Genomic DNA, 19,534 nt, shown 5'->3' on the forward strand with positions numbered 1-19,534 from the left:
GCTCGACGCGAGTTGAGCACCGGAGACGCAAGCGGATGAATCGCAACGGGTTGGACGACAGTCATCCACACGGAATCGAGAGCAGTCATGGCGGAATACACGCTGGTGGCGGACCGCACGGGCGAGCTGCGGCTGGACGCGGCGGAAAAAGAAGAGCGCTACGCGGGGCTGATGGAGCAGCTGCAGTCGGCGCTGGAAGGCGAGCCGGACCTGACGGCCGCCATGGCGACCATGGCGTGCCTGCTTCACAACGCCTTTCCGTACTACTACTGGACCGGCTTCTACCGCCGCGTCGGCCCCGCGCGCCTGCTGGTGGGACCGTATCAGGGGACGATGGGGTGCCTGTCCATCGACTTTGCGCGCGGCGTGTGCGGCGCCGCGGCCACGCAGAGGCGCACCCAACTCGTCCCCGACGTGCACGCGTTTCCGGGCCACATCGCCTGCGACTCGCTTTCCGCGTCGGAGATCGTGGTTCCCGTGCTGGACGCGGCCGGCGAACTGATCGCCGTGCTGGACGTGGACAGCACCATCCCGGCGGCGTTCGACGAGACGGACCAGCGCTGGCTGGAACGGATGGTGGCGCTGCTGGCGGAAAAGGAAGTGCTGCCGGTCGTCTGGAAAGGATGACGCGCCCACCGCTCCCGCCCGGGAGCGTGGCGGAAGGTGCGGGAACGGAAAAAGGGACGGCTCCGCGCGGAGCCGTCCCTTTTTCCGTCATCCACCGATCGGCGTCAGACCGCGGCGGGCGCCATGGCCGAAAGGCGGGCGGAGACGCGCTCGGCGATCTCGCGCAGCGCCACCGCGGACGGCGACTCCGGCTGCCCGATCACCACGGGGATGCCCTCGTCCCCGCCCTCGCGCACGATCATCTCCAGCGGCACCTCGCCCAGGAACTCCAAGCCGGTCTGGCTGGCCAGCCGCTGCCCGCCCGCGCGCCCGAAGATCTCGTAGCGCTGGCCACAGCACGGGCAGATGAAGCCCGCCATGTTCTCCACCACGCCCAGCACCGGCGTGTTGGTGCGCTCAAACATCTTGATGCCGCGCAGCACGTCGCCCGTGGACACGTCCTGCGGCGTGGTCACCATCACCACGCCGTCGATGCGGATGGTCTGCACCAGGGAGAGCTGCGCGTCGCCCGTGCCCGGCGGCATGTCCACCACCAGCACGTCCAGCTCGCCCCACGCCACTTCGCTCAGAAACTGCTTCAGGATCCCGGCGATCATCGGCCCGCGCATGATGGCCGGCTGCTCGTCTTCCAGCAGAAAGCCCAGGCTCATCAGCCGCACGCCGTGGGCGTCCAGCGGCTCCATCTTTTCCCTGCCCTTGTCGCCCACCACGCGCGGCTTGCGCGTTTCGCCGAACATGATGGGGACGTTGGGGCCGTAGATGTCGGCGTCCAGCAGCCCCACGCGCTGGCCCGCCTTCGCCAGCGACGCGGCCAGGTTCACCGCGACGGTGCTCTTGCCCACGCCGCCCTTGCCGGAACTGACGGCGATGATGCGCGATACGCCGGGGAGCAGGTTGGCGTTGGGCGTGGGCGCGGGAACGTTGCCGGCCCGCAGCGGCCCCTTCTTCTGCGGCGCGCCCGCGGCGGGAAGGGAGATGTCGATCTTGACCTTTTGAACGCCCTCCACCTTTTCAGCCGCGGTGCGCGCCTGGCGCACCAGCGTGCCGGGGTCGTCCGCCTGAAGCGCGAAGCGGAAGCGGACGGTGCCGTCTTCCAGCACGTCCAGTTCGCGGACGCGCCCCGACGAAACCACGTCTTCGCCGGAAGTGGGATGAAGGATGGCCGACAGGGCCGCCATCACGCGGCGAAGCACCTGGTCGCGCTCGGTGGGTTGCATATGCAGGCAGCAGTGCTCGAGTACCGGGTTCGTGAGTGCGCCGCCGGCCGCGCGGCGCCGGAGGGTATCCGGGGCGCGCGGCTGCGGACGCGGTACAAGGATACAACAACGCGGCGGGCCGGGCGAGGAGCCCGGCTCGCCGCGTCCGTCATCCACCGTGGCTACTGGATGGATGCGTAGCTGGTGGAAAGCTGCGGCGTGATGGTGAAGTACACCGTTTCGCCCCCGTTCACCATCAGCGGACCCGTGCCGGCGCGCCCGCTGCCGCCGATGGGCACCGCCACCAGGTTCAGCCGGCCGCCGGGAAAGAACGCGGAGCTCACGTTCAGCGTCACGCTCGAGTTTCCGCCCACCATCCCCACCCGCGAGCGGCGTCCGACCTCCACCGAGTAGATGGTCATGTCGGAGAAGTTCTGGTTGGCCAGCACGAGGGTGATGGGAGTGCGCCGCGGTGCGGGCGATTCCTCTCCCTCTTCGCCCGCGTGCCCGCATCCCGCACCGCCCAGCAGCACCGCGACGAGAACGACGAAGATACGACGGTTCATGGGAGCCTCGACGGGCCGGAGAAAGGGGACGCGCGCGGTCCCCGGGGGTGGATCGGATGGACGCGGCGGATCAGCGAGCCCGCCCGGCGTCCTCTCCCGCGCAAAACGTCCGCCACGCGCGCCGGACGCCCCCGGCAGCAGTCGGTGATCGTCAGAAATTCACAGCAGACCCGCCGTGTTCACGGCCGAGGGGAGCGCGTTCACCGACTCAGGTTCGGCTCCGGATTGCTTTATTCGTCGCCGGGCTGGGAGGCCCCTCCCCGGCCCCTCCCCGTGCAAACTGCGCACGGAGAGGGGAGAACGGCAACGACTTCATGCTTCGGACGGTGCCACTCGTCGGAGATGCCCCCTCTCCCCGGCCCTCTCCCCCGCTCCGCGGGAGAAAGGGAGACCTCAGCGCGTGGGCCGACGGCGGCGCGATCTCCCGCTTCTACGCAGATGAAGTTCCGCATCTGTTCGGGGACGTTCCGCTGTCGTTGCGGCGGAGTCGTTCGCTCACTCAGGCTCGGCGCCAGCCCTCACATCCTCTCATCCACCAACTCTACTGCGCGGTGGCGTAGCTGCCGGCCAGCTGCGGCGAGATGGTGAACTGCACCGTCTGTCCTTCGCGCACCAGGACGCGGCCGCTTGCGGCGGCACCGGTGCTGGCCAGCGGAAAGGCCAGCAGGTTCAGCTCGCCCGTGGGGATGAGCGCGCCGGACACGGTGAAGCGGCCAGTGGAGTTCCCTGGCACCCAGCCCACGCGGGCGCGCGTTCCGTCACGGACGGCGTAGACGGTGACGTCCGCGAAGTTCTCGTTGCGCACCACCAGCGCCACGCCGCGCGCGTCCGAAAGCTCGCTGCCCGCCTCCGGATCGTTGCCGGCGCAGGCGGCGGTGGACAGAAGCGCGGCGCACAGGGCGAGGATGACACGACGGGACATCAGAAATCTCCGGATCGGGTTCGGGAGGCGCGCAGGCCTCCTGCGGTCTAGATGGGCGCGGCGGCATCGGCCAGCGTGCCCGCCGCCATCCGCTCGCGCAATTCATCCGCCACCCGTTCACTCAGATGTAGCACCGTGCGCCACGCCTGTATCCGCTCGCTGTCCGTCATGCGGTAGAAGTCGTTGCGGTCGGGAATGCGCCCGCCGGGAAGCGAGGCCACGAACGCCGGCGACGGCGCCAGGACGACCGCGCGGCGAAAGTTGATGCCCCGCGCGCGGCGCCACGGCAGCGACTTGTCGAACCATCCGGGCACCAGGTGCGGATAGAAGTGCGGGTACAGCACCAGCCCCTCGCCCGGCCCGAACGAAAAGTGCGGATGATAGTCGATCACCCCGCCGTCGCGGTGCATTCCCTGCGCGCCGGGAATGCGCACCCCCGCCAGCACGAGCGGGATGGAGGCGGACGCCAGCAGCGCCGGCCGCAGGTTCTTCCTGGACAGCGGCAGGTGCAGCGTGGGAAAGTCCGCCAGTTCGCGGAACGGACTCGTATCCCCCGCGCTGTGGAAGATGACGCGCCGCATGTGCAGCGCGAGCGACCTGCGCGACACCAGGTTGCCCGCCGCGGCAGCCGCCAGCGCCGCGCTCTGCACCCACGCGCGCTCGCTGGCCGCCGCGCCCCGCGTCTGCGAGGTGATGACGTGCAGCCGCGCCCACGGATGAGCCAGGATCTCGTCCTCGCCCGCCGGGCCCAGCAGGTCGTTCAGGACGCGTGAACTGACCTCGCTCACCTCCGGCGGCGTGGGCCTGGCCTCGTACCGCTGCTCGATGTACGCCTCGTGCCCGCGGGCCAGCGCGGCGAGCGGATCGTGCTGCGCCAGGCACGCCATCCGCCAGCTGCCGATCGACGAGCCGATCAGGTGCAGCGGACGTTGGCGCGGGACGCGAAAGAACTCGCCGAACAGAAAGCGGTCCAATCCCGCCAGCACCAGCCACTTGGGCCCGCCGGACGCGCCGGGCACCACGTCCACGTCCTCCGGCCGCAGCCCGCGCTCGCGCAGAATGCGCAGCGCGTCGGGGCCGGCCAGAACCGAGAGCGCCGAAGCCATTACATCAACAGGGTTTCCACGCGGTGCGCGTGCACCATCCCCTCGCACGGCGACCAGGCGAACACGGTGAAGCGCCCGTCCTGCGACGCCACCAGCGCCAGGGCGTCGCGCTGGTCGTGGATGAACTGCGCGGCGGACAGGTGGCGCGTGCCGCCCAGCCGCGACGGATCCACCACTTCCGGCGCGTTGCCCATGACGGGGGCGGTGACGGCCACCTGGTCCACCCGCTCGCTTCCCCGCTTGCGCACCAGCTTTACGCCGAACGCCAGCACCTCGTGGCGCTCGTTGATGACCGTGGCTCCGTCCACCGCCGTCAGCCCGGCGACGGCGGCAACCGAACGGCGCAGCGACTCGCGCCACGCGCTGCGGGCGCGCTCCTCGTCGCCCGCGCGCAGCAGCTCCGACAGGTCGGCGTATGGGGCCACGCGGTACGGCATGGGCTGCAGCGCGGAATCCCGCCATCCATCTCCCGCCGCGGGAACGACGAGGAGCGAACCGCCGCGGCCGTGCGTGCGCATGGAAACGGCCAGCTGAATCAGCACGTCCGTGGGCCCCGCGGCCGGCAGCTGCGCCCCGAACCCGAGCAGGGTGGACAGCAGAGCCGGGCAGTCGGGCAGGCTTACGGCGCCCTCGTCCACCACCTCGATGCGGTCGCCGCGCAGCACGGCGATGGTGCCGAACTTGTCCAGCTCGTCGCCGCGCCGGTACTTGAGGACGAGCACGCCGGGCTCCACCACCTCCAGCACGAAGGTGAGGTTGGGAACGCTGCGGGTGGTGCCCCACACGCGCAGCTTGCCACCGTCCGGCCACACGCCCAGGTGAATGCCGGCGCGCTCCACCGCCGGGGCCAGGCGCGCCAGCGGCTCGGGGGAAAGCGGCAGCGGCTTGTCGAACACCATGGGGTGCCCGGTGCCGTCCGGGGGGAGAAAGGCGAGGGAAATGCGGGGATCGTGGCCCTCTTCCTTGCGCAAGCTGGCCCAGAACGCCGCGTCGATCAGCGCCTCGATCTGCACGATGACGGGCTGCGGGGCCAGTTCCTCATATCCGCGCTGGCGCACCGTTGCCAAGTGTTCCGCCAGCTGTTCCGCCACGATCGGCGCGACCGCGCGCGCCGCCGGGTAGGTGGGTCCCGTTTTCTTCATGATCCGTGGGTGACAGACCTCGTCCGCACTCCGGCTTCTGCCAGGCTCAGCGGAACTCGTCGCGCTCTACTGCAATCCAGCCACCAACGTAACACCCCGCGCCACACCGCTCCATCATCCGCCACAAGCGGACGCCCGCGCGCCGGACGTGCCGGGGCGCGGGCGCTGGATTGCCTGCCTCTGTCTCTCCTTGTTCCCCGAGGCCGGCGCGATCATCGCCCCGCCGCCAGAATCTCATCCTCGGGAGGATCACATCGGGCGTTCAGGCGGATCCCACGGGAAGCCCCGGCGGACGTTCGCGCCGTACCCCGCGGGCGGCAGGACCGTCAGCCGGGGGAACCGGCGGCCGTGGCGGCGCGGATGCGCTCGGCGGTGAGAATGCCGCGCAGTTCGGGAGAGAGCGCGGGCAGGTCGGAGGCGAGGTCCGGGGTCGTCACCAGGAACCTCGGTCCCGTGGGAGAGCGCCACAGGGCGCCGGCTTCGTCCTCGCGAAACAGGGCGACCCTCCAGCCGTGCGAGAGTGCCCACAGCATCAGTTCGAGATCGTTGGTCAACGCGGTGCCGCCGTCATGATGGAATAAGGCCGACTTCAGCCTTCATGCTGGCGGGTTGCGCACGGTGCACACAAGTACGCACGTAACAATCGATTGTAACGTCGCAATACACCCGGCGTCCGGTCCAACCCGGCAAGCGCCGTCCGTCCCGCAGATGACGCTGCGCCTCAGCCCGTCGCGGAACCCGAAATCAGGCGTGGTACGATTGACCCCGACTCCCATGCGCCATTACCTTCGGATTCCGTCCATCTTCTTCGCCGTCTCCGCCCATGCGTACGCTCGCGCGCTGTTCAAGGCTTCTGCTTGCCGCCGTGGCCGCCGCGTGCGGAACCGTGGAAGGCACGCAGTCAGGTACGAACTCTTTTCCCGACACGCCCACCCGGCTTCGTAACGCGTCGTCCGTGCGGGAAATTGGTGCCAGCGGAGAGGATGCGTCGTTCACCGCGATCACGACGCTGGACGTGGACTCGCGCGGCATGATCTACGTGCCGGACACCTACCGGCAGCAGATCACGGTTCTGGGGCCGGACGGCCGGTGGGTCCGGTCCTTTGGCCGGCGGGGTGCCGGTCCCGGAGAATTCCGGGCGATCCGCGGCGTTCAGCTGCTCGCCGGAGACAGCCTGCTGGCCTATGACCCCAGTCTGGGGCGGGTCACCGTGTTCGCCCCGGGGTCCGATCAGGCCGCCTACTCCGTAAACTTGGCGGCCCGGCTCGGCGGCGCGGCCCCGTTCGATCTCCGCAGAACGCACGACGGCTCCACGTACCTGGCGCTCTTCAGGCCCATGTTCGCCTTCGGGCAGGGCGGCGGCGAGGCGAGGCAGGACCGCGTACGCCACCTGGGCGCGGACGGATCGCCGCGCGCGGACCTGCTGCGTTTTCCTTCGCGGGCGTTTCTGGTCGCGGGGACGTCCGTGATGCCCCACCCGTTCGGGCGGGAGGGGTTTGCGCGACTGGATTCCGGGGACCGCGTGTTCTTCATCCAGTCGGATTCCCTGGCGGCGGACATCTACAATCTGGCCGGCCAGCGGACCGGGCGCTTCGCCGTCCCGTACACGCCACCCGCCATCACGCGCGCGGATCAGGACGACGCGCTCGCCGCCATGCCCGCGGTGGACCGCCCCGTCTTTGCCCCGGTGCTGAAAGATTCGCTCCCGGAACGGTGGCCGGCGGTGCGCGGCGTTCTGTTGGACGACCGTGACCGCATCTGGATGCAGCTGGGCGGCGGCACGCGGCGGAATGCGGAATGGGCCGCCTTTGATGGAAACGGTTCCTACCTGGGGTCGATGCTGATCCCCGCGGGCAGCGAAGTGCGCCTGATTCGCGGAGATGGAACCGTGTACGCCTCGCGGGCCGACTCGGACGACGTTCCGCACGTTGTCGTATACCGGATGGCCCGCACCCCGCGCTGATGCATCCGGCATCGAGTACGTCCCACACCAGGCTTGCCTCATGTACAGGATGATTGCCGTAGGCGGATTGCTTCTGGCGCTGTTCGCGGGCGGAACGGCGCCCGCCGCCGCGCAGCCGGCTGATTCCAACCGGATCGTGGACGTGCACGTGGATGTGGGAAGCGAGAACCAGTCGTTCGACGGCTCCATGCCGGAAGGGGGACGCTTCCGGCTCACGATCGCCGGGCGCGGCACCTTTGAGCTTTCCGCCGTCCTGGTGAACGCGGCCACCCGTACGTTCCGCGTCAGCGTCTACTCCGGCGCGGAACACGCCGCAAGCGCGGATCTCAGGCTGGTGGAGCGGGTGGATGCGCGCCAGGAAGCGTCCGTCACGCTCCGGTCGGTGCCCGGGGTATCGGTGGTGATCGACGGCACCCGGGCCCGGACCACCGCTCGACAGAGGAAGAAGCAGCGGTAAACGCCGTCCCTGGGCTGCGGAACCGATGCGATCGAACGAAGTCGGACGATCCGCACGAACAGTCGTGAGGCTTCACCTGCTCGCGGCGCCGGTCCCGGCCTGAAGTCTCCCCTCTCCGTGCGGCAGTTTGCATGGGGAGGGGCCGGGGGAGGGGCCTCACAGCACGGCGATGGGCGGTACTCCGCAGAAGCGAGGGACAAAACGAGCCCCGGCCGAAAGACGGCTGGGACTCGTTCTTTTTGTCTCGGTCGGGCTGGGCCGGCGGGGCAGAATCAGGTGCCGCCGGTGCGCCGGGTTACGCCGGCGCGGATTCGCACTCGCGCGCGCGGGCCAGGAGGAGCGCGCGCTCCCGTTCGTTTCGCGTCAGCGACGCGGCGCGTTCGAACTCGGCGCGCGCCTCGTCCGCGCGGCCCAGCTTGGCCAGCAGATCGCCCCGCACGCTGGGCAGCAGGTGATAGTTCCTGAGCGACGCAATCCCGGTGAGCTGGTCCGCCAGCGCCAGTCCCGCCGCCGGCCCGAACGCCATTCCAAGCGCCACCGCGCGGTTCAGCTCCACCACGGGCGAGGGCGCCGCCCGGGCCAGCGCGTCGTACAGCGCGGCCATGCGCACCCAGTCCGTTTCCGCCGCCGTGCGAGCGCGCGCGTGGCACGCGGCGATGGCGGCCTGCAGTCCGTACGGGCCCAATCCGCCGCCCAGCGACGCCGCCTTTTCCAGCGCCGCCAGTCCGCGCCGGATCAGCAGGTAGTCCCACCGGCGGCGGTCCTGGTCCAGCAGCAGCACCGGCTCGCCGCCCGGCCCCACGCGCGCGCCCAGCCGCGACGCCTGAATCTCCATCAGCGCCACCAGCCCGTGCACCTCCGCCTCGCCGGGCACCAGGCCGGCCAGAATGCGGCCCAGGCGCAGGGCATCTTCGCACAGCGCGGGACGCACCCAGTCATCTCCCGCCGTCGCCGAGTATCCCTCGTTGAAGATCAGGTAGACGACCTCCAGCACGGACGCGAGGCGGGCGGGCAGCTCGTTCGCCAGCGGCACCTCGAACGGAACGCGCGATTCGGTGAGCGTCCGCTTGGCCCGCACGATCCGCTGGGCGATGGTGGGCGTGGGCACCAGAAAGGCGCGCGCGATCTCCTCCGTGGACAGGCCGCCCAGCATGCGCAGGGTGAGCGCCACCCGCGCCTCCGTGCCCAGCACCGGGTGGCAGCAGGTGAAGACGAGGCGCAGCAGGTCGTCGCCCACGGGATCATCCAGCGCGGCGTCCAAGTCCGGCACGGCGGACTCGATGCGCGCCTCCAGCTCCGCGCCGAGTTCCTGGTGCTTGCGCTCCAGCATCCTGTCGCGCCGGAAACCGTCGATGGCGCGGCGCTTTGCGGCGGCCATGAGCCATGCGCCGGGATTGTCGGGCACACCCGTCCGGGGCCACCGCTCCAGCGCGGCCACCAGCGCGTCCTGCGCCAGATCCTCCGCCAGCCCCACGTCGCGCACCATGCGCGCAAGCCCGGCGATCAGCCGCGCGGACTCGATGCGCCACACCGCGTCGATGGCGCGGTGCGTATCGGAAGCGGTCACCATGCGCCCGTGGTCATCCGGACGCGGTACGGCGGTCGGGTCATCAACCATCCACTTCGGTGGCGGATTCCATGTGCGGCGCGGGGCGGCCGTTCCACGCGGCGCACAGTTCGTCGGCAAAGCGCACCAGCAGGTACTCCGTGCGCGGCATGACGCAGCAGCGCTCGCTGGAGCAGGCGATGCGGACGCTTTCGCCCATCCACGGGTCCGGCTCCAGCGTGGCGCAGGCTCCGCAGAAGGGGCACGGCCGCAGCACGGCATTCAGCGCGGGCGGCGGCGAGGCTGTGGTTTCACTCACGGCTATCCTGGAATGTGCGGGTCGGGAGTGAGATTGCGCCATCCATCGGGCGCGAGAGGCGTGGGGATCACGAGGGTGGGACGCGGATCACGGCGCGGCGGCGCTCACCGCCCGGGCCGCGGCGGCGCTCACGTGGTCGAAGCGGTCGCGCAGATCCAGCGCGGCCTCGTCGCCCAGCGCGGCCACCACGCGCGCGTGCGCCTGCGTCCACAGCGGAAGCGCGGAATCCACGCAGCGCCCGCCGGCCTCGGTGAGCAGCGCCAGGCGCACGCGGCGGTCCGTCTCCAGGCGAAGCATCTGCAACAGCCCCGCGGTTTCCAGCGGCTTCAGGGCGCGCGACAGCGTCGTGGCGTCCATGGCCAGGATCTCCGCTAGCCGCGCCATGGTCGCGCCCCGCTCGCCGTGCATGGCCACCGCGTTCAGCAGGGTGAGCTGCGTGGCCTGAATGCTCAGCGGGCGCAGCGCGTCGTCGTACATGCGGGTGATGGCGCGCGAGACGCGCCGGGCGCGAAAGCAGAGGCAGTCGGCCGTCATCGCCTGCGCCGCGCGTTGATGATTCATCATGATGCATGCATATGCATTCTTTCTTTCCGGCGCAAGATCCGCGGGTTTGCACCCCTGTCCGCCGGGCCGCCCGTTCCTGCCCGATCGCGGAGCGGAGACGGTGGCTGGAGAAAGAACGCAAACCGTTCGGGAACATGCGGATGCCTTCCGCGAGTTCATCCGTTTACAGAATCACTGTGGACGACTTTTCCTCGTAAACGCTGGGAAACGGCGTGGACGTGACGATTGTACTTCTTGTGAAAACTCTGTCTGCTGGGGCGAATTCAGGCATCCGTTGTGCCCTCCCCGGCGGGACGGTTCGCCGAGCACGGCGGGCCGGCGGAAACCATCATTCCCACAAGGTGCCCATGTCACCGAGCATCCCCGCACGCACCCTGGCCGCCTTTGCCGCGGCGGCCTCCCTCGCGGCCTGCATCGACTCCGTTCCCACCGAACCCCTCGCCGGCGCCGGCGCAGGGGGCGCGCTTCCCCGCATGGCGCTCAGCACCGCCGGCGCCGCGCCGTACGAGTACGCCTGCGGCGTCAGCATGGCGCCGGACCAGGCCGCGGCCAACACCCGCATTCGCGCGGACTACCAGATCTGGAAGGCGGCCCGCGTATACAGCACCGGCACCTCTCCCGCCGTGAACGGGCTTCGCGTCACCACCGGCCCGGGGTGGGTGTTCGACATCGGGAATGGGAGCACGGCGGCTCCGTACGCCACGCTCTCCGAGGGCCAGGGCTACGGAATGGTTCTGGCCGCCACCATGGGCGACAAGGCCACGTTCGACGGATTGTGGGCGTACGCCAAGGCGCACCACAACTCGCGCGGCATGATGAAGTGGGCCATCGACCAGAACGGCACCGCGCTGGACACCAATGCCGCCAGCGATGGCGACGAGGACATGGCGTATGCGCTGATGATGGCCGACAAGCGCTGGGGCGGATACTGGAACGACCTGAACGCGCTGGTGGGCAGCATGAAGACGTACATCGTCGATCCCACCACGTACGTCTTCAAGTCCGGCGACTGGTCCGGGAGCAGCGCGCTGGTGGTGCACCCGGGCTACCTGGATCCCTCGTACTACAAGGCGTTCGCGCTGTACCTGGGCGACGCGTCGTGGAACAGCGTATCCGACAAGAGCTACACCATTCTCGCCAACGTCGACTCGCGCAGCAGCGCCAACGGAAGCAGCAACGCCAGCACCGGCCTCATCCCCGACCACGTCAAGGTCAACGGCGACAGCAGCAGCACCGCGGACTACCGCTTCAGCTGGAACGCCATCCGCGGTCCGTGGCGCCTGGCCAAGGACGCCGTGTACAACTGCGAAAGCCGCGCGGAAAACCGGCTGGACCTGATGAACTCATTCTTTTCCGGCGTCGGCGCCTCCAACATCCAGACCGGCTACTACCTGAACGGCGGCGTGCAGGAGCCGTGGCTGAACGAGGCGACCTTCGTGGGGCCCCTCACCGCCGCCGCGCTGACGTCGACGAACACCACGTACCGCACCTCCATGTGGAACCGCACGGTGGACCTGGGCACGCTGCAGACGTGGTCCGGTGCGCCCCGGCAGGACACCACCTACTACGCCGCCGAACTGCGCCTGATGAGCCTGCTGCTGGCCAGCGGCAACATGGAAGATCCGCTTTCCGGCGACCGCCGCCTGCGGCTGGACGACTTTGAGCGCAACGACCTGAACTCCAAGTGGTGGCCGTACGCCGCCACCGGCGACACCATCACCCGCGTGCGCGTGACGCCGTCCGCCGTGGGGTCCGGCATGCAGCTGACCTACGCCGTGGAGGACTGGGGCGGGCTGGGGCGCGACGTGAACGCCAACTGGTCCGGCTACCGGGCGCTGGAGTTCTGGTTCAAGGGGACGAACAGCGGCAACACCATCCGCCTGCAGGTCGTGGACGCCGACGGCGAGCAGTTCGAGCATCGCGTAGTGGACAACTTCACGGGATGGCAGTTCGGCAGCGTGCCGCTGAACACCACGGGCTTTCCGCGCGCGGCGTGGCAGCAGCCGGGCGTTCCCAACAACGGAATGACGCTGAGCAACGTCACCACCTTTCACCTGATTCCCGACGGCGGACGGGGCAGCTTTGAGATCGACGCCATCGAACTGATTCCGCAGTAACCGGATCGGCGGGATCGGCGGACCGGCCGGCCTCCATGCGGGGGCCGGCCGGTCCGTTTCGGGCCGATGCCGGATCCTTTCCGGCCGATGAGGGTCCGCCGCGAAAGCAGGCTTGTTCCGGGTGCGTTCCTTGCTCCTGCGATCGACGGATTCCAGCGCACCGGATCGCGGGCGCGGCCCTTGTACCGCCTCGCGATCCGCGCTACGCTGTCCGGCACCCGCCGCTCGTCATCCGTCCATCCTCTGCCTCGTGACGCCGTGAACCGTCCCGTGACCATCCTCTGCCTCACCAGCTACTTCAAGGGCGAGGAGTTTCTCCGCGAGTGCAAGCGGCAGGGGTGCCGCGTCCTGCTGGTCACCGTCGAAAAGCTGCGCGACGCCGAGTGGCCACGCGAAGCCATCGACGAAGTGTTCTACATGCCGCACCTGTACGGGCGTGAGGACGTCATCCACGGCATCAGCTACCTGGCGCGAACCGAGACAATCGACCGCATCGTTCCGCTGGACGAGTTCGACCTGGAAATGGCGTCCACGCTGCGCGAACACCTGCGCATTCCGGGGATGGGCGAAACCACGGTGCGCCACTACCGCGACAAGCTGGCGATGCGCATGGTGGCGCGAGAGGCGGGGATTCTAGTTCCGGACTTCGTCCCCGTGCTGCACCACGAGCCCATCCGCCACTTCCTGGAAACGGTGCCGGCGCCGTGGGTGCTCAAGCCGCGGCTGTCCGCGTCCGCCATCGGCATCAAGAAGCTGAGCGATCCGGAGCAGGTGTGGCGCACGATCGAGGAACTGGGCGACAAGCGGTCGTTCCACGTGCTGGAGCGCTTCATCCCCGGCCGCGTGTATCACGTGGATTCGCTGGCGTGGAAGGGCGAAATCGTCTTCAGCGAGGCCAACGGCTACGTGACGCCGCCGTTCGAGGTGTACCACGGCGGCGGCCTGTTCTCCACCCGCACGCTGCCGCGGGATTCCGACGAGGCGCGCACGCTGCGCGAACTGGACGTGCAGGTGCTGCGCGCGCTGGGCATGGTGCGCGGCGCGCTGCACACCGAATTCATCCGCGGGGATGAGGACGGGCGCTTCTACTTCCTGGAGACGGCGGCGCGGGTGGGCGGCGCCAACATCGTGGAAATGACGGAAGCCGCCACCGGCGTGAACCTGTGGCGCGAGTGGGCGCGGCTGGAGATCGCGGACGTTCGTGGCGAGAACTACACGCCTCCGCGGGCGCGGGCGGAACACGCGGGGCTGCTGGTGTCGCTGGCGCGGCAGGAGTGGCCGGACACATCGGCGTACCAGGACCCCGAAATCGTGTGGCGCATGAACAAGCTGCACCACGTGGGGATGATCGTGGCGTCGCCCAGCGCGGACCGCGTGTCGCACCTGCTGCACGAGTACATGGGCCGCGTCCGCGACGACTTCTACGCGTCCATGCCGGCGGCCGAGTCCGCGACGGAGTGAACGGGACGGGGCCTTCTCACGGAGCGAACCGAGCCAGCGGAGCCATGAGGCTTCCGCTGGCTTCTTTTTTCTGCGCCTTCATCGGCGCAGGCAGCACGCCAGCGTTGCGGGACGACTCCCCACCCGACAATATTGACGCCGAACGATCGGCACCGCCGACGAGCGGTTCTGCTCCACCTCTTTCATGATTGATTCAATGCGAAAGATTCTCTGTTGTTTTGTTGTCCTGGCCGCGTGCGTGGCCGGCGCGCCGGTGCACGCGCAGAATGCGCCGGAGCGCACCGACACCATCCGCGGCGAGGATTTCAGCGACCGACCCATCGCGTCGGCCTTCGGCCTGCCTCAGCCCACCGAGGACCAGATAAACCTGATGCGCAGCGGCGCTCGCTGCATGCAGACGGATGACGCGGTCCTCTGCAACCTGAAGGTCGAGGGCAGGGCTTGGGAGGAATGCGCGAACACCGCCCTCGTGGGCCAGTTCGTCGTCTGGTTCGACATGCTGGGGGGCCGTGCGAGCGACAAGCGCGTCTACGTGGCTGTCGATTGTGACCATGAAACCGTCACGGTCACCTCCCTCAGGAAGTTCCCCGAGGTCGAGTTTACGCTGGCGAGGCGCCAGCGCAATGAGACGGAGGAGAGAACCCGGAGTGTGATCTTCATCCAGTCCGGTCAGAGGTAACGCTTTTTCGGAGAGAGTCCCGTTGTCTCCGCGGCCCCCCCTGTGCGGGCCTCACGCGACTCGGTTCCACCCGAGAGGTTATGGAGGATGCACGGAGGTCACGGAGGAGTTCTCCGCGGCCTCCGTGCTTTTTGCGCCGATGGCGCTCGATCCAGAATATTACCCGGATGATATTGACGGATGGATTATACCCGGATATAATTCATCCAGACACTGAACCGGGTGATGAGGATGAACAAGCGGGAACTGGTGCGGGCATACAAGGAATCGGCGCGGCCGATGGGCATCTTTCGCGTGCACAACACGGCGAATGGCCGCTCGCTCGTGGGGCGCTCGGTGGATCTGCCGTCCATCCTCAACCGCATGCGCACGCAGCTCAAGTTCGGCGGGCACCCCAACCGCGAGTTGCAGCGCGAGTGGAACGCGCTGGGCCCGGACGTGTTCGCGTTCGAGGTGCTCGACACGCTCACCCCGCCGGACGACAGCCCCGGCTACGACCCCGCCGACGACCTGCGCACGCTGGAGGCGATGTGGATGGAGCGCCTGGAGCCGTTCGACGAACGCGGCTACCACAAGCGCCCGGCGAGCCCGTGAGCGGCGGAAACTGCACGGTCTTCGATGGCGCGCGGCGGATCTATGGCGGCCCGCTGCACGAGGCGGCCGCCGCCTTCCGCCGCGCGCAGTTGGATGGCGCCGCGGGGCCGCTGCTGGTGTTCGATGACGCCACCGGCCGCGTAATCGACATCAACACGCGCGGCACGGAGGAGGAGGTCACCGCGCGGTACTCCCCCGCCCCGTCGGTGACGGAGAACGGATCAGGCACGCCAGGGGCGGAAAACGAAGGCGCCGCGTCCAGGGTGGAGACCGGATCCGCGGCGCAGGCGGAGGAGGCTGCGCCGCGCCGCCGCGGGCGTCCCAGCCTGGGCGTGGTCGCGCGCGAGGTGACGCTGCTGCCGCGGCACTGGGAGTGGCTGGCCACGCAGCCGGGCGGCGCGTCGGTCGCCATCCGCAAGCTGGTGGAGGAGGCGCGCCGCACCAGCGCCGCCGCCGACCAGCGCCGCGCCGCGCGGGACGCCGCCTATCGTTTCCTGTCGGCGATGGGCGGCGACCTGCCGGGGTTCGAGGAAGCCGCCCGCGCCCTCTTCGCCGACGATGCCGCGCGCTTTGCCAGCCTCATCGCAGCGTGGCCGGCGGATGTGCGTGACTACGTCCAGAACCTCGCGTTTCCCGACGCGCGGGGCGGTGATGAAGACGGCGCGGGTTTGGGGCGCGGAGGCTAGCGGGACGGCGGGATGGGGAGCGTTCGGTGCGGACCGGAGGGCGGTGCGGGCCGGAGAGTGACGCCCTCACCCCGCGTGCTGCGCACGACGACCCTCTCCCACGAACAGATGTGGGAGAGGGAGCACACCCCAGTTCGTTGCGGCTGAAAGACTTGCGGCGGGTGGCGCGCTCCGGTCCGGCTGTTGAAACCGCGCCTCGAAAGACACGGAAGTCCGCCTGCGCGGACTATGCCCCCGACAGTGTCGTAGGCCCCCGATGCAGTTGAAGCCCCGAACGGCGCCTGTGGGCGTCGTGTCGGGGCTTCCCGCTGTTTGAGCGGCGGATTCATTCGCTCAACGATGTTCGCGATCGGCGCCAAACCTCATCCCCGAACCACTGCCAATCCGATACCATGCTGCCCTCGCTTCTCCGCCCCGGCTGTTGTCGGCCGTGGGGCTGATGAGGCGCCCCGCAGTCAGGACGAAAGCGTGCGGACGAGGCGGTACAGGAACTCCTGGCCCTCGTAGTACGACTGCGTGGAAATGCGCTCGTTGGGGGCGTGCGCGCGCACATCGTCCACGTCCAGAAAGATCCCCGACACACCATACATCGGGATCCCCGCAGAGCGGAAGTACAGGCTGTCCGTCGCACCGATTCCCATCACCGGAACCACGGGCACGCCGGGCCACATCTCCTCCGTAAGCCCCTCCACCGCGTTCATCACCTCCGCCGTCAGCGGCGAGGGCGGGCTGGGCTTGCTGGCGGTCGCCTGTCGCACCGTAACCCGATCGTCCGCAACCACTTCGCGCATCGTACGCTCCACCTCTTCCGGCTGCACGCCGGGGAGGAGGCGGCAGTTGAACAGCGCCCGCGCGCTCTGGGGAATGGTGTTGTTGGACTGCCCCGCATCAACCCGCGTGGCCGCCCACGTGGTGCGCATCATCCCGTTGTACTGCGGGACGGCGCACAGCCGGTCCGCGGCCTCGGAATTCTCGGTATCCGCCAGCAACGCGCGCATGTCATCCGCCATCGCGCCGCTCTCGATGCGCGACATCCGCTCAAAGAACGCCCGCGCCACCTCACTGATCTGCACGGGAAAGCGGTACGCCGCCGCGCGCTGCATCGCCGCGGCGAGGTGGTAGATGGAGTTGTCCGCCGTCGGCAGCGAACTGTGCCCGGCGGTGCCGCGCGCCTCCAGTTCCAGATCCAGGTAGACTTTTTCGCTCGCCTGCAGGTTGTTGCTGATCCGCCTGCCGTTCTTCATCCGCCCGAAGCCGCCCTCGTTGATCCCCATCGCCGCGTCCACCAGATCGCGGCGGTTCTGCGTAAGCCAGCGCGCGCCATTGTGTTCTCCGCCCTCCTCGTCGGCGGTCAGGACGAGGATCAGGTCGCGGTCGGGGACAAAGCCCTCGCGCACCAGGCGAATGAGCGTCGCCGTCCAGATGGATGACATCGCCTTCTGGTCCGTCGTGCCGCGGCCGTAGAAGAAGCCGTCCTCCTCCACCAGCGTGAACGGGTCCGTGCTCCACTCCGCGGGATCGGCTTCCACCACGTCCAGGTGCGCCAGCAGCAGCAGCGGCCCGCGCGCGCCGGTGCCGCGCATCCGGGCCACCAGATTCATCTTGCGCGGATGCGGCCCGGCCAGCGTCAGGTCCTCCTCCGCAAATCCGGCTTCCTGCAGCCGCTGGGCAACCGCGCGCGCGGCCACCGTCACGTCGCCGTCGCGGTCGGTGGTGTCGATCGCGATCAGCTCGCGAAAGATGTCGCGGGCAAGGCTCCGGAACTCTTCCGGCGAGGTCGGGGCGGCGTCGGGTGTCTGCTGCATGGGTCCGGAACGGGCGTCGGTGGATGAACGGTGGTGCGCGGCCAAGCTAACCCCGTGCCCGCCCCGCCGCAGGGGCGCCGCAGGACGGATCGATGATCAGCAGAGCCGCAGATCTGCTGATCAGGCCGGAGGAGCGTCCGCCTTTCACACGATGCCGGGCGGAGGGCCGGAACGCGCGCATCCAGCCGCGATCCGGCCGGTGGAGGATGACCCGCGGCTGTCCCGACCCTATCCTTCCGCGTCACAGACGGCCGTGGACCGCCGATTGCCTCCCGGACCGTCTCCGCGCAGACCGCGCCCGCTGAACGCATCTACACCTGGTCCGGCCGATGGAACGCAGACGCATTGCTGTCACCCCGCCCAACGTACCCGGCTTTCGCGCCGTGCCCTTCACCGGCGTGATCTACGTGATGGCCGAAGCCAGCCGGCGCGGCTACGCGTACGGGCATCCGGACTGGTGCAACCTGGGCCAGGGGATGCCGGAAACGGGTCCGCTTCCCGGCTCGCCGGAGCGCATCCTGAGCGCGCCCATCAGCCCGGCGGACCAGGAATACGCGCCCGTGGCGGGAATTCCCGAACTGCGCACCGCCGTCGCCGACCTGTACAACCACCTGTACCGCAAGGGCAAGGCGTCGCAGTACACTGCCGAGAACGTGTGCATCTGCGGCGGCGGGCGGCTGGGACTTACGCGCACGGTGGCGGCACTGGGAGAAATCAACCTGGGCCACTTCCTTCCCGACTACACGGCGTACGAGGAACTGCTCACCATCTTCCGGCCCTTTACCGCCATCCCCATCCTGCTGGAAGGGACGGACGGCTACCGGTTCGACATGGGCCGGCTGGAGCGGGAGATCCTGGGCCGCGGACTGTCCGCGCTGCTGCTGTCCAATCCCTCCAACCCCACGGGCCGCACCATCCGCGGGCTGGAACTGGCGTCGTGGGTAGAGGCGGCGCGCCGGCTGGAGTGCACGCTGCTGATGGACGAGTTCTACTCGCACTACGCGTGGTCCGCGACGGCGGATGAGGACGGGCTGGTGTCGGCCGCGCGCTATGTGGATGATGTGGATGAAGATCCGGTCGTCATCTTTGACGGGCTGACCAAGAACTGGCGCTACCCCGGCTGGCGCACCACGTGGGTGGTGGGGCCCAAGTCGGTGATCGAGGCGGTGACGAGCAGCGGCTCGTTCCTGGACGGCGGAGGCAGCCGGCCGCTCCAGCGCGCCGCCATCGACCTGCTGAATCCCGCCGCCGTGCGTGCGGAAACGGCGGCCATCCGGGGCGCGTTCCTGCGCAAGCGGCGCATCATGGTGGATGGGCTGCGCGACGCGGGGATGCGGCTGGACGTGGAGCCGGAAGGCACCTTTTACGTCTGGGCCGACCTGTCCGGCCTGCCGGAGCCGCTTTCGGACGGAATGGACTTTCTGCAGGCCGCGCTGGATGAAAAGGTGATCTGCGTGCCGGGCGAGTTCTTCGATATCAACCCCGGCAAGCGGCGCAGCGGCCGGCCCTCGCGGTTCCGTTCGTACGCGCGGTTCTCGTTCGGGCCGGAGGAGGACGCAGTGGCGGAAGGGGTGCGGCGGATCGGGGAGATGGTGAAGCGGGCGCGGTAGACAGAGTGGGCGGCGGGCGTCACGGCGGCCCCACCCGGGCTCGTACGAGTCGCCCACTCCTCCCCCGCGAGAGCGAATAAACTAGACTTTAGCACTTTACGCGGCGAAGCTGAGGAGATCTTCCCAGCGTCTCCAAAGGGCAGAAGGAATTAATACGACATCGTCGTTGTCGAC

The 19,534-nt window shown here is 69.1% G+C and carries 19 protein-coding genes; 9 read left to right on the forward strand and 10 right to left on the reverse strand.

Translation table 11 applies throughout. The features are described from left to right. Nucleotides 1-87: 87 nt before the first annotated feature. Nucleotides 88-627, forward strand: coding sequence for a GAF domain-containing protein (locus HNQ61_RS15070; RefSeq protein ID WP_170036641.1), 540 nt, complete (start codon nt 88-90; stop codon nt 625-627). 104 nt (nt 628-731) lie between these two features. Here the strand turns inward: HNQ61_RS15070 and HNQ61_RS15075 are convergent, their stop codons facing one another. The 6 genes from HNQ61_RS15075 to HNQ61_RS15100 all read right to left on the reverse strand — a co-directional run bounded on the left by HNQ61_RS15075 (nt 732) and on the right by HNQ61_RS15100 (nt 6,113). Beyond that, the gene (locus HNQ61_RS15075) at nt 732-1,844 is read right to left on the reverse strand and encodes an Mrp/NBP35 family ATP-binding protein (protein ID WP_170036639.1); all 1,113 of its coding nucleotides are present in this window, start codon (nt 1,842-1,844) and stop codon (nt 732-734) included. Between the two features lie 161 nt (nt 1,845-2,005). Continuing rightward, the gene (locus HNQ61_RS15080) at nt 2,006-2,389 is read right to left on the reverse strand and encodes a hypothetical protein (protein WP_170036637.1); all 384 of its coding nucleotides are present in this window, start codon (nt 2,387-2,389) and stop codon (nt 2,006-2,008) included. 541 nt (nt 2,390-2,930) lie between these two features. After that, nucleotides 2,931-3,311 (reverse strand): hypothetical protein, encoded by a 381-nt coding sequence (locus HNQ61_RS15085; RefSeq protein ID WP_170036635.1) that lies wholly within the window; start codon nt 3,309-3,311, stop codon nt 2,931-2,933. A gap of 47 nt (nt 3,312-3,358) precedes the next feature. Continuing rightward, a complete protein-coding gene (locus HNQ61_RS15090; RefSeq protein ID WP_170036633.1) occupies nt 3,359-4,417 on the reverse strand; it encodes a patatin-like phospholipase family protein in 1,059 nt (352 codons plus the stop codon). Further along, nucleotides 4,417-5,559, reverse strand: a complete 1,143-nt coding sequence (locus HNQ61_RS15095; protein WP_170036631.1) for a putative sensor domain DACNV-containing protein — start codon at nt 5,557-5,559, stop codon at nt 4,417-4,419. Before HNQ61_RS15095 ends, HNQ61_RS15090 begins: the two co-directional genes overlap by 1 nt. A 326-nt stretch (nt 5,560-5,885) precedes the next feature. After that, nucleotides 5,886-6,113: a hypothetical protein gene (locus tag HNQ61_RS15100; RefSeq protein WP_170036629.1), complete on the reverse strand. Its 228-nt coding sequence runs from the start codon at nt 6,111-6,113 to the stop codon at nt 5,886-5,888. A 401-nt stretch (nt 6,114-6,514) separates the two neighbouring features. Here HNQ61_RS15100 and HNQ61_RS15105 point away from each other — a divergent pair, with 401 nt between their 5' ends. Then, complete coding sequence (locus HNQ61_RS15105) at nt 6,515-7,522, forward strand: NHL repeat-containing protein (protein ID WP_170036627.1); 1,008 nt, start codon at nt 6,515-6,517, stop codon at nt 7,520-7,522. A gap of 40 nt (nt 7,523-7,562) precedes the next feature. Further along, entirely contained in the window at nt 7,563-7,979 is a 417-nt protein-coding gene (locus tag HNQ61_RS15110; protein ID WP_170036625.1) for a hypothetical protein, read from the forward strand. Nucleotides 7,980-8,274: 295 nt separating this feature from the next. Here the strand turns inward: HNQ61_RS15110 and HNQ61_RS15115 are convergent, their stop codons facing one another. From HNQ61_RS15115 to HNQ61_RS15125, 3 genes are all read right to left on the reverse strand, one after another. Next, on the reverse strand, nt 8,275-9,546 hold the full coding sequence (locus HNQ61_RS15115; protein ID WP_221305269.1) for an RNA polymerase sigma factor: 1,272 nt from the start codon (nt 9,544-9,546) through the stop codon (nt 8,275-8,277). Nucleotides 9,547-9,589: 43 nt separating this feature from the next. Continuing rightward, nucleotides 9,590-9,844 carry a hypothetical protein gene (locus HNQ61_RS15120; protein WP_170036621.1) on the reverse strand — a complete coding sequence of 85 codons (255 nt, stop codon included), beginning with the start codon at nt 9,842-9,844 and terminating at the stop codon, nt 9,590-9,592. Between the two features lie 87 nt (nt 9,845-9,931). After that, the gene (locus HNQ61_RS15125) at nt 9,932-10,408 is read right to left on the reverse strand and encodes a MarR family winged helix-turn-helix transcriptional regulator (protein WP_170036619.1); all 477 of its coding nucleotides are present in this window, start codon (nt 10,406-10,408) and stop codon (nt 9,932-9,934) included. A 347-nt stretch (nt 10,409-10,755) separates the two neighbouring features. Here HNQ61_RS15125 and HNQ61_RS15130 point away from each other — a divergent pair, with 347 nt between their 5' ends. The 5 genes from HNQ61_RS15130 to HNQ61_RS15150 all read left to right on the forward strand — a co-directional run bounded on the left by HNQ61_RS15130 (nt 10,756) and on the right by HNQ61_RS15150 (nt 15,945). Beyond that, on the forward strand, nt 10,756-12,525 hold the full coding sequence (locus HNQ61_RS15130) for a glycosyl hydrolase family 8 (RefSeq protein ID WP_170036617.1): 1,770 nt from the start codon (nt 10,756-10,758) through the stop codon (nt 12,523-12,525). A 258-nt stretch (nt 12,526-12,783) separates the two neighbouring features. Further along, the gene (locus HNQ61_RS15135) at nt 12,784-13,986 is read left to right on the forward strand and encodes an ATP-grasp domain-containing protein (RefSeq protein WP_205761848.1); all 1,203 of its coding nucleotides are present in this window, start codon (nt 12,784-12,786) and stop codon (nt 13,984-13,986) included. Between the two features lie 196 nt (nt 13,987-14,182). Then, nucleotides 14,183-14,665, forward strand: coding sequence for a DUF2059 domain-containing protein (locus HNQ61_RS15140; protein ID WP_170036615.1), 483 nt, complete (start codon nt 14,183-14,185; stop codon nt 14,663-14,665). 231 nt (nt 14,666-14,896) lie between these two features. Further along, nucleotides 14,897-15,259, forward strand: a complete 363-nt coding sequence (locus HNQ61_RS15145) for a GIY-YIG nuclease family protein (RefSeq protein WP_205761846.1) — start codon at nt 14,897-14,899, stop codon at nt 15,257-15,259. Next, nucleotides 15,256-15,945 (forward strand): DUF2239 family protein, encoded by a 690-nt coding sequence (locus tag HNQ61_RS15150; protein ID WP_170036613.1) that lies wholly within the window; start codon nt 15,256-15,258, stop codon nt 15,943-15,945. Before HNQ61_RS15145 ends, HNQ61_RS15150 begins: the two co-directional genes overlap by 4 nt. 455 nt (nt 15,946-16,400) lie before the next feature. On the opposite strand, the gene HNQ61_RS15155 is transcribed toward HNQ61_RS15150, so the two are convergent. Beyond that, entirely contained in the window at nt 16,401-17,750 is a 1,350-nt protein-coding gene (locus HNQ61_RS15155; protein ID WP_170036611.1) for a M20/M25/M40 family metallo-hydrolase, read from the reverse strand. Between the two features lie 329 nt (nt 17,751-18,079). On the opposite strand from HNQ61_RS15155, the gene HNQ61_RS15160 reads away from it, so the two are divergent. Beyond that, nucleotides 18,080-19,360: a pyridoxal phosphate-dependent aminotransferase gene (locus HNQ61_RS15160; protein WP_170036609.1), complete on the forward strand. Its 1,281-nt coding sequence runs from the start codon at nt 18,080-18,082 to the stop codon at nt 19,358-19,360. The last annotated feature ends 174 nt before the right edge of the window (nt 19,361-19,534 follow it).

The sequence above is a fragment of the Longimicrobium terrae genome (genome assembly GCF_014202995.1).
Classification (GTDB): domain Bacteria; phylum Gemmatimonadota; class Gemmatimonadetes; order Longimicrobiales; family Longimicrobiaceae; genus Longimicrobium; species Longimicrobium terrae.

Bases quoted from the DNA above. Each gene is read 5' to 3' on its own strand.
- HNQ61_RS15070 (WP_170036641.1), top strand. From the start codon at position 88: ATGGCGGAATACACGCTGGTGGCGGACCGCACGGGCGAGCTGCGGCTG.
- HNQ61_RS15075 (WP_170036639.1), bottom strand. From the start codon at position 1,844: ATGCAACCCACCGAGCGCGACCAGGTGCTTCGCCGCGTGATGGCGGCC.
- HNQ61_RS15080 (WP_170036637.1), bottom strand. From the start codon at position 2,389: ATGAACCGTCGTATCTTCGTCGTTCTCGTCGCGGTGCTGCTGGGCGGT.
- HNQ61_RS15085 (WP_170036635.1), bottom strand. From the start codon at position 3,311: ATGTCCCGTCGTGTCATCCTCGCCCTGTGCGCCGCGCTTCTGTCCACC.
- HNQ61_RS15090 (WP_170036633.1), bottom strand. From the start codon at position 4,417: ATGGCTTCGGCGCTCTCGGTTCTGGCCGGCCCCGACGCGCTGCGCATT.
- HNQ61_RS15095 (WP_170036631.1), bottom strand. From the start codon at position 5,559: ATGAAGAAAACGGGACCCACCTACCCGGCGGCGCGCGCGGTCGCGCCG.
- HNQ61_RS15110 (WP_170036625.1), top strand. From the start codon at position 7,563: ATGTACAGGATGATTGCCGTAGGCGGATTGCTTCTGGCGCTGTTCGCG.
- HNQ61_RS15125 (WP_170036619.1), bottom strand. From the start codon at position 10,408: ATGATGAATCATCAACGCGCGGCGCAGGCGATGACGGCCGACTGCCTC.
- HNQ61_RS15130 (WP_170036617.1), top strand. From the start codon at position 10,756: ATGTCACCGAGCATCCCCGCACGCACCCTGGCCGCCTTTGCCGCGGCG.
- HNQ61_RS15140 (WP_170036615.1), top strand. From the start codon at position 14,183: ATGCGAAAGATTCTCTGTTGTTTTGTTGTCCTGGCCGCGTGCGTGGCC.
- HNQ61_RS15145 (WP_205761846.1), top strand. From the start codon at position 14,897: ATGAACAAGCGGGAACTGGTGCGGGCATACAAGGAATCGGCGCGGCCG.
- HNQ61_RS15155 (WP_170036611.1), bottom strand. From the start codon at position 17,750: ATGCAGCAGACACCCGACGCCGCCCCGACCTCGCCGGAAGAGTTCCGG.
- HNQ61_RS15160 (WP_170036609.1), top strand. From the start codon at position 18,080: ATGGAACGCAGACGCATTGCTGTCACCCCGCCCAACGTACCCGGCTTT.